Origin of the sequence: Allobosea sp. ASV33, assembly GCF_016428755.1 — a bacterium.
Lineage (GTDB): Bacteria > Pseudomonadota > Alphaproteobacteria > Rhizobiales > Beijerinckiaceae > Allobosea.
The window spans coordinates 1-8,463 of sequence record NZ_JAELTI010000152.1 but is presented as its reverse complement, the minus strand read 5'-3'; the positions used below and the strand labels follow the sequence as shown (position 1 = coordinate 8,463).

8 protein-coding genes are annotated in these 8,463 nt (G+C 70.3%); 7 read left to right on the top strand and 1 reads right to left on the bottom strand.

What is annotated here, in order from left to right:
* The 5 genes from JHD80_RS25970 to cobJ all read left to right on the top strand — a co-directional run.
* On the top strand, window positions 1-2,566 hold a 2,566-nt coding region (locus JHD80_RS25970; protein WP_199093306.1), incomplete at its 5' end, for a cobaltochelatase subunit CobN.
* Window positions 2,563-3,957, top strand: coding sequence for a precorrin-3B synthase (locus tag JHD80_RS25965; RefSeq protein WP_199093305.1), 1,395 nt, complete (start codon window positions 2,563-2,565; stop codon window positions 3,955-3,957). The genes JHD80_RS25970 and JHD80_RS25965, both read left to right, overlap by 4 nt.
* On the top strand, window positions 3,954-4,586 hold the full coding sequence (locus JHD80_RS25960; protein WP_199093304.1) for a precorrin-8X methylmutase: 633 nt from the start codon (window positions 3,954-3,956) through the stop codon (window positions 4,584-4,586). The genes JHD80_RS25965 and JHD80_RS25960 overlap by 4 nt, the downstream gene beginning before the upstream one ends.
* Before the next feature lie 3 nt (window positions 4,587-4,589).
* Window positions 4,590-5,330 (top strand): precorrin-2 C(20)-methyltransferase, encoded by a 741-nt coding sequence (locus tag JHD80_RS25955; protein WP_199093303.1) that lies wholly within the window; start codon window positions 4,590-4,592, stop codon window positions 5,328-5,330.
* The gene (gene cobJ / locus JHD80_RS25950; RefSeq protein ID WP_199093301.1) at window positions 5,327-6,118 is read left to right on the top strand and encodes a precorrin-3B C(17)-methyltransferase; all 792 of its coding nucleotides are present in this window, start codon (window positions 5,327-5,329) and stop codon (window positions 6,116-6,118) included. Before JHD80_RS25955 ends, cobJ begins: the two co-directional genes overlap by 4 nt.
* Here the strand turns inward: cobJ and JHD80_RS25945 are convergent.
* The gene (locus JHD80_RS25945) at window positions 6,061-6,825 is read right to left on the bottom strand and encodes a cobalt-precorrin-6A reductase (RefSeq protein WP_199093299.1); all 765 of its coding nucleotides are present in this window, start codon (window positions 6,823-6,825) and stop codon (window positions 6,061-6,063) included. The two genes, cobJ and JHD80_RS25945, sit on opposite strands and share 58 nt — an antisense overlap.
* Here JHD80_RS25945 and cbiE point away from each other — a divergent pair.
* Both cbiE and JHD80_RS25935 read left to right on the top strand, forming a co-directional pair.
* Entirely contained in the window at window positions 6,824-8,074 is a 1,251-nt protein-coding gene (gene cbiE / locus JHD80_RS25940; protein WP_248311785.1) for a precorrin-6y C5,15-methyltransferase (decarboxylating) subunit CbiE, read from the top strand. The two genes, JHD80_RS25945 and cbiE, sit on opposite strands and share 2 nt — an antisense overlap.
* Window positions 8,071-8,463 (top strand): cobalamin biosynthesis protein, encoded by a 393-nt coding sequence (locus JHD80_RS25935; RefSeq protein WP_199093297.1) that lies wholly within the window; start codon window positions 8,071-8,073, stop codon window positions 8,461-8,463. Before cbiE ends, JHD80_RS25935 begins: the two co-directional genes overlap by 4 nt.

Here is an 8,463-nt window from a genome sequence, read left to right as displayed (position 1 = left end):
CCCGCGCGAGGCCTGGGAAGCCTCGCCGCGCGGCCTCTCCGCCGCCGATCTCGCCATGCAAGTCGCCCTGCCGGAATTCGATGGGCGAATCGGCGCCATTCCCGTGGCTTTCAAAGCGGACGAGACCGATCCGGCTACCGGCCTGTCCGTACGTCGACTGGTGCCCGATCCCGATGGGATCAATGCGCTCGCCGACCTGGCGGCAGGCTGGATCACACTGGCGCGGAAGCCCGCTGCCGAACGCCGGCTCGCGCTAGTCATGTCGGATTATCCCGCCCGTGGCGGCCGCGCCGGCTTCGCCGTCGGGCTCGATACGCCCGGGAGCGTGACGGCGATCCGCGAATTGCTGGCGGGAGCAGGGTATGAGGTCGGCGCCTCCACGGACACCTCCTCGCCGGTCATCCCGGGCGACCAACGGGAGACCCGGGATCCATGCCTGAACCTTTCCGAGCGGCGTTCCGGCATGGATCCCGGATCGGCGCCGCTGACGCGGCTTGTCCGGGATGACGATGAGGGGATGACAGAGGGGGCCTTGCTGATGGCTTCCCTCACCGCAGGACCGACAAGCCTCAGCATCCCGCTTTCGGCCTACCGCGACTGGCTCGTCGCTATCCCCGCTGCCGCCCGCGAGGCACTGCTCGCCGCCCATGGCGCACCCGCAGCCGACGCGGCCTGCCGCGAAGGCGCTTTCCACTTCCGCGCCGTGCGCTACGGCCATCTCACCGTCGCCCTGCAGCCGTCGCGCGATGCAACGCCGGACCGCAAGGCCCGCTATCACGACCCCGACGCACCGCCGGGCCATGGCTATCTCGCCTTCTACCTCGCGCTGCGCCAGACCGAAGCCATCGACGCGCTGATCCATCTCGGCACGCACGGCACGACGGAGTGGCTGCCGGGCAAGGCGGTCGCGCTCTCGGCCGGCTGCTGGCCGCGTCTCGCTGTCGGCGGGCTGCCGGTGATCTACCCCTATGTCGTCGACGATCCCGGCGAGGCGGCGCCGGCCAAGCGTCGGCTCTCCGCCGTCACGCTCGGCCATCTGCCGCCGCCTTTGGCCGAGACGGAAGCCGCCGGCGAAACCGCCCTGATGCGCGACCTCGTCGAGGAATTCTCGCAGGCGCAGGTGCTCGACCCGCGCCGCGCCGAGATCGTCGCCGCCGAAATCCGCTCCCGCGCCGAGGCAAGCGGGCTCGCCGCCTCCTGCGGCGTGGCAGCCGATACCGAGATGAACGAGGCGCTGACGCGGCTCGACGCGCATCTCTGCGACATCGCAGAATTGCCTTTCCGCGACGGTTTGCATGTCTTCGGGCGCTCGGAGATCGACCCTGCCTCCGCCCTCAACGAGCGACAAAACTTGCTGGCCGCGCTCGACGGCCGCTTCGTGCCGCCCGGTCCCGCCGGCGCGCCACATCGCGGCCGACCGGATGTGCTGCCGACCGGGCGCAACCTCTCGACGCTCGATCCGCGCGCGATTCCGACACGCGCCGCCGCCCGCCTCGGCAAGCTTGCGGCGCAGGAGGTGGTGTCGCGCCATCTGCAGGATCACGGCGACTATCCCCGCCGGATCGTCATGGATCTCTGGGCCTCACCGACGCTGCGCTCCGGCGGCGAGGATATCGCCCATGCGCTGGCGCTGATGGGCGTCGAGCCGCTCTGGGACGTTGCCTCCACCCGCGTCACCGGCTTCAGCATCCTCCCGCAGCCGAAGCTGGCCTTCCCGCGCCTCGACGTCACCGTGCGCATCTCCGGCACCTTCCGCGACACGTTTCCCGGTCAGATCGCGCTGATCGACCAGGCTGCACGCGCCGTCGCAGCGCTGGACGAGCCGGACGACTGGAACGAGCCGGCAGCCGCCCGCCGTCGCGGCGAGCATGGCGGCCGCATCTTCGGCGCCGCGCCCGGCCGCTATGGCGCGGCGATGGCCGACCGCGCGCTCGATGGCGACTGGACCGAGCGGGCGGATCTGGGCGCGGCCTATCTCGCGGCCTCCGACCATGCCTATGGCGGCCCGGAAGGCGCGGCCACAGCCAATGCCGGCTTTGCCGGGCGCATCAAGGCTTCCGACGCGTTCATCCATGTCAGCGACACCGCCGGGCGCGACATCCTCGAAGCGAGCAGCGCCGCGGATGTCATCGGCGGGCTCGCGGCGGCGGCGAAGGCGCTCGGTGCCGATCCCGCGCTCTACAGCCTCGACAGTTCGAACCCGGAAGCGCCGAAAGCCCGGACGCTGGCCGAGGATATCGCCCGCATCGTTCATGGCCGCCTGACGCATCCGCGCTGGATCGCCGGCCAGCTCGCCCATGGCTGGCGCGGCGCGGCGGAACTGGCCGAGGCCGTCGACACGCTCTTCGTCTTCGCCGCCAGTACGGATGCCGTCGCGGACGGGCTCTTCGATGCGGTGTTCCAGGCGTATTGCGCTGATCCGCAAGTCTGGGCGGCCCTCGAAGCCAATAATGCGCCGGCTGCCGCTTCGATCCGCTCGCGATTGGCGGAAGCCGCACGGCGCGGGCTCTGGACCAGCCGCCGCAATTCCGTGGGGGCCTTCCTGGCGCGGGAGGCAGCGGAATGAGCGCCCTTCCCAAGGACGCATTGCGGCGCGGCTGGTGCCCGAGCACGCTGCGGCCGATGGAGACCGGCGACGGCTGGTTGGTGCGGCTGCATCCGCCCGGCGCGAGACTGACGCCCGCGCAACTAAGGCGGATAGCGGCGCTGGCCGTCGAGCATGGCAACGGGCTGATCGAGATTTCCGCTCGCGCCAATCTGCAGATCCGTGGCGTGACGGCCGAGAGCCATCCGAAACTGGTCGAACGGCTTCTGACGGAGCGTCTCGTCGACGAGCATGATGGCGACGGGCCGCAACGCGTAACGCTGGTCTCGCCGTTATCTGCCCTCGACCGGGGCATCATGCTCGGGCTCGACCCGAGCATCTCGGGACGAGAAGGCGCCGCTTTCGGCAAGAGCTTCTCGGGTCGGCGCCCTGCGCCCCCCGAGAATGACGGCACGGGTGGCCTCGTCGATGCCATTGCCCTTGCGGATGACATCGAACGAAGAGCCCGCGCCATCGCCGGCCTGCCGGCCAAGCTTGGCGTCGTCGTGGATCACGGCGGCCCGCAGGCACTGGATGAATTCCCCTGCGACATCCGACTCGTCGGCATCACGCCCGGGCATGTGGCCTTGTGCCTCGGCGATCGCCTCTGGCGTGGCCCGGTTGCCGAAGCGGAAGCCGCTGCGGCGGTCGAAACCGCCTTGCGCGGTTTCGCGACCTTGCGGAAAGCCGCGCCCGATCGCATCCGCCGCCTGCGCGACCTGTCACCCGAAGCCTTGGCGGGCCTGACCTCCCTGCCGGAGGCCGCCCCTCCGACACCACGCAAGCCACCACGGCGCGTTGGGCTATTTGCGCTGAACAATGACCGTTTCGCCGCTCTTACAGGCCTGCCTTTCGGCCGTTGCGATGCGGCGACGCTCGACAAGCTCTGCACCAGCGCCGAGACGAGCGGAGCCGATATCCGGCTGTCGCCCTGGCGCGGGCTCGCCTTCCGCAATCTCAGCTGTGCCCAGGCCGAAGCACTGCTAGCGCTGGCCGACGATCTCGGCCTGATTACACGCGACGACGACCCACGCCTGTCCGTTCAGGCCTGTGCGGGCAGCCCCGCCTGTTCGCGCGCCGAGGCGCCGGCCATGGCTGATGCGGCCGCACTCGCCGAAGCTGCCGCCGGCCTGCTCGCGGAAGGTGTGACGCTGCATGTCTCCGGCTGCGTCAAGGCCTGCGCCCATCCGGCGGCTGCCGACCTCACGCTGGTCGGGCGGGACGGGCTCTACGATGTCGTTCTGAACGGCACGACGCGGGACAAATCGGTCGCGACGCTTGACCTTTCGGCGCTGCTCACGCGATTGCAGCCCGGACAGGACATTCACGCGCAACTGGCCAAGGCCGTGCGTTCGACGGGATCGCAGGGTTGAGCAAGGCATACGATTATATCCAGGACGGCGCGGCGATCTATGAGCGCTCCTTCGCCATCATCCGCGCCGAGGCCGATCTCGCTCGTTTCGGCGGTGCGGCCGAGCGCGTCGTCGTTCGCATGATCCATGCCTGCGGCATGACCGACCTGCCCAGGGATGTGGAGATGTCGGCTGGCTTCGCCGAGGCCGCGCAGGCCGCGCTGAAGGCCGGCGCGCCGATCCTCTGCGATGCCAAGATGGTCGCCAATGGCGTGACCCGCGCGCGCCTGCCGGCCCAGAACGAGGTGCTCTGCACGCTGGACGATCCGCAGGTTCCGGCGCTGGCAGCCAAGATGGGCACGACCCGGTCGGCCGCCGCGATGGAACTGTGGAAGCCCCGGCTCGCCGGCGCCATCGTGGTCATCGGCAATGCGCCGACCTCGCTGTTCCGCCTGCTCGAAATGCTCGATGCCGGCGCGCCCAAGCCCGCCGCCGTGATTGGCATCCCCGTCGGCTTCGTCGGCGCGGCGGAATCGAAGGAAGCGCTGGCCAAGGACGGGCGCGTGCCCTTCGTCGTGGTGCATGGGCGCCGCGGCGGATCGGCCATGGCGGCGGCGGCCGTCAATGCGCTGGCTCAGGACAAGGAATAAGTGATGAGCGGGACGCAGAAGACCCTGCTCTACGGCGTCGGGCTCGGCCCCGGCGCGCCGGACCTGATGACGGTCAGGGCACGCGAGATCATCACCACGGCCGACCGTCTCGTGCATTTCTGCAAGCGCGGCCGGCGCGGCAATGCCCGCGGTACGGCGGACGCGATCATCGCGCCCGATCCGGCCCGCGAGATCGAGCTCGCCTTCCCGGTGACGGTGGAGGCCAGCGTCGGCGAGCCCGATTATGACGAGCCGATCGCGGCCTTCTACGAGGAGGCGGCCGAGCGACTGGCCGTGGAGATGCAGGCCGGGCGGACGCTCGCCGTGCTCTGCGACGGCGATCCGTTCTTCTACGGCTCCTTCATGCATCTCTGGCGGCGGCTCTCGCAGCGCTTCCCGACCGAGGTCGTGCCCGGCGTCACCGGCATGACCGGCGCCTGGGGCGAGGCCGGCGCGCCGATCACCTGGGGCGACGACGTCATGACCGTGCTGCCCGGCACGCTGCCGGAAGCCGAGCTGACGCGCCGTTTGGCGGATACCGACGCCGCCGTAATCATGAAGCTCGGCCGCAACCTGCCGAAGGTGCGCCGCGCGCTCGTCGCTGCCGGACTGGAAGGGCGCGCGATCTATGTCGAGCGCGCGACCATGGCGCGGCAGGTCGTAGCCCGCCTCACCGACAAGGCCGATGACGAGGCGCCCTATTTCGCAATGGTGCTGGTGCCCGGCGAGGGACGGCGCCTGTGACGGGCTCGCTCACCATCGTCGGGCTTGGGCCGGGTACACCGGAGTGGATTACGCCGGCCGCGCAGGCGGCGCTCGATGCCGCAAGCGATATCGTCGGCTACGGCCCCTATGTCGACCGGGTTCCCGAGCGGACCGGACTGACCAAGCACGCGTCGGACAATCGCGTCGAGGTCGATCGCGCCTCGCATGCCCTGCGACTGGCAGCGGAGGGCCGCAGGGTTGCGGTGGTGTCCGGTGGCGACCCCGGCGTCTTCGCGATGGCGGCGGCGGTGTTCGAAGCGCTTGAGGCCGGGCCTGCCGAATGGCGTTCCCTTCCGATCACCGTTGAGCCCGGCATCACCGCGATGCTGGCAGCCGCGGCGCGGGCCGGCGCCCCGCTCGGCGGGGATTTCTGCGCGATCTCGCTCTCGGATAACCTGAAACCCTGGGACGTCGTGACCGCGCGACTCGAAGCCGTGCTCGCCGCCGATTTTGTGATCTGCCTCTACAACCCGATCTCGAAGGCCCGGCCCTGGCAGCTAGGCAAGGCGCTGGAGCTGGCGGCCAAGCATCGCGAGGCGACGACGCCGGTGCTCTTCGCCCGCGCGGTCGGGCGGCCGGACGAGAACCTGCGCATACTGACGCTGGCCGAAGCCATAGTCGCAGCGAGCTCTGCCGACATGGCGACGCTGGTGATGATCGGGGCGTCGAGCACGCGCCTGATCGCGCGCGAGGGCGCGGCGCCTTACGTCTATACGCCGCGTTCGGTGGCGAAGAGCCCTTGCGCCACCAGCCAGGGCAGGACCTGATCGATATGGTCGACGGTCTCGACATCGGGCTTGGGCGGGCGTTCCACCATCACCACCGGCAGGGAGAGCCGGCGCGCCGCCACGAGCTTGCCGACGGTTGCCGGACCACCCGAGTTCTTGCTGACGAGGATCTCGACGCCCTCGCGGCGCATCAGCTTCTCCTCGTCGGCGGCATCGAACGGGCCGCGCTGCTGGATGACGTCAACATGCGGCACCGGCAAACGGTCGCCGATCGGCTCGATCGCCCGCACGAGATAGCGATGCTGGGGAGCGTCGGCGAAGGCCGGCAGCTCAAGCCGGCCGACGGTCAGGAAGACGCGGCGCGGCTCGTCGCCCAGCGCCTGCGCGGCGGCTTCGATGTCGGGCACGGATTTCCAGCGATCGCCGGGACGCGGCTTCCAGGAATCGCGGCGAATCGCCAGCAGCGGCACGCCTTCCGCCTTGCAGGCATGTTCGGCATGGAAGGGCATGATCGCGGCGAAGGGATGGGTCGCATCGACGACAGCGACGATGCCTTCCTCGACCAGATAGCGCCTCAAGCCCTCGACGCCACCGAAACCGCCGGTACGGACCGGCAGATTGGTCGGGCGGGGGTCGACGGTGTGGCCCGCCAGCGAGACAATGGCACGGATATCGGGAGCCTGATCAGCCAGGTGCTGGTCAAGCGCAGCAGCTTCAGTCGTTCCGCCGAGGATGAGGACGGTCATGGCCACAGTTTCGCGTGAAATGGAGGCTCTGTCGAGCCAAGAGACGCCGGCGCCCTGGCTCGCGCTGATCGGTCTCGGAGAGGATGGAGCCTCTGGGCTCTGCCGGGAGGCGCTGGCTGCTCTGAACGAAGCCGAGATCGTCTTCGGCGGCGAGCGGCATATCGCGCTGGTCGGCTCCGTGCCGGGCGAATTGCGGCCCTGGCCCCAGCCCTTCCGCAACGCTCTGCCGCCGATCCTCAGGGAGCGCGGCCGCAAGGTCTGCGTGCTCGCGACGAGCGATCCGTTCCATTACGGCATCGGCAACAGCATCAGCCGGGCGATACCGGCCGACGAGATGCGGATCATTCCGCAGCTTTCCTCCTTCTCGATGGCCTGCACGCGGATGCGCTGGCCGCAGGAGGAATGCGCGCTGGTCTCGCTGCATGGCCGCACGCTCTACCGGATCGTACCGCATCTCCAGCCGGAAGCGCGCATCCTCGCCCTTTCCTGGGACGAGACGACGCCGCGCGCCGTCGCGGAACTGATGACCGCGCGGGGCATGGGCGCGAGCCGCATCACCGTGATGGAATCACTCGGCGGGCCGCAGGAGCGCATCCGCGCATGCCGCGCCGATGCCTTCGCGCTCGACGATATCGTGCCGCTCAACCTGATCGCCGTCGAGGTCGCCTCCACCCGCGACTCGCGCATCCTGCCGCTGGCGCCGGGGCTCGACGAGGAATGGTTCGCCCATGACGGGCAGATCACCAAGTCGGAAATCCGCGCGATCACGATCTCGGCGCTCGCCCCGCGCGGTGGCGAACTGCTCTGGGATGTCGGGGCGGGCTCCGGCTCGGTCGCTGTCGAATGGTGCCAGCGCCATCTGCGCAATCGCGCCATCGCCTTCGAGGCCAAGCCGGAACGGGCCGAGCGGATCAGGCGCAACAAGCTGGAACTCGGCGGGCTCTCCGTCGAGGTCACCGGCGAGGCGCCGGCCGGCTTCGTCGGGCGCGAGGCGCCGGACGCCGTCTTCATCGGTGGCGGGCTGACCGAGGAAGGCCTGTTCGACGCCGCCTGGGCCGCGCTGAAGCCGGGCGGGCGCCTCGTCGCCAATGTCGTGACGATCGAGGGCGAGGCGAAGCTCGCCGCGCTCCATGCCGAGCACGGCGGCTCGCTGCGCCGCATTTCGATCGACCGGCTCGCGCCTGTCGGCGGCAAGCATGGCTGGCGCCCGGCCATGCCGGTGACGCAATGGCGGGTCGAGAAGCCTTGAGCGCGGGCCGCCTCGTCGCCGGCATCGGCATCCGGCCCGGCACGGATGCGGCCGATATCCTCGCCTGCCTCGATCAGGCGCTGGCGAGCGCCGGGCTTGCCGGCGCGCCGACGCCGCGCTTCGCTACGCTGGCGAGCCGCTTCGCGGAAGCCGGCATGATCGCGGCCGCTCACGAGCGCGCGGCCGAGCTCGTCGCCATCCCCGACGAGGCGCTGAAGGGTTTCGAGGCGGCCTGCGCGACGCGCTCGACCCGGATCGCCTCGCTCTATGGCGTCGGCTCGGTGGCCGAGGCCGCGGCGCTGGCTGCGGCTGGACCGGGCGGCGAACTGGTGCAGCCGCGCATCGCAACCGCGCGCGTCACCTGCGCGCTCGCCAGAAGCCTCGCATGA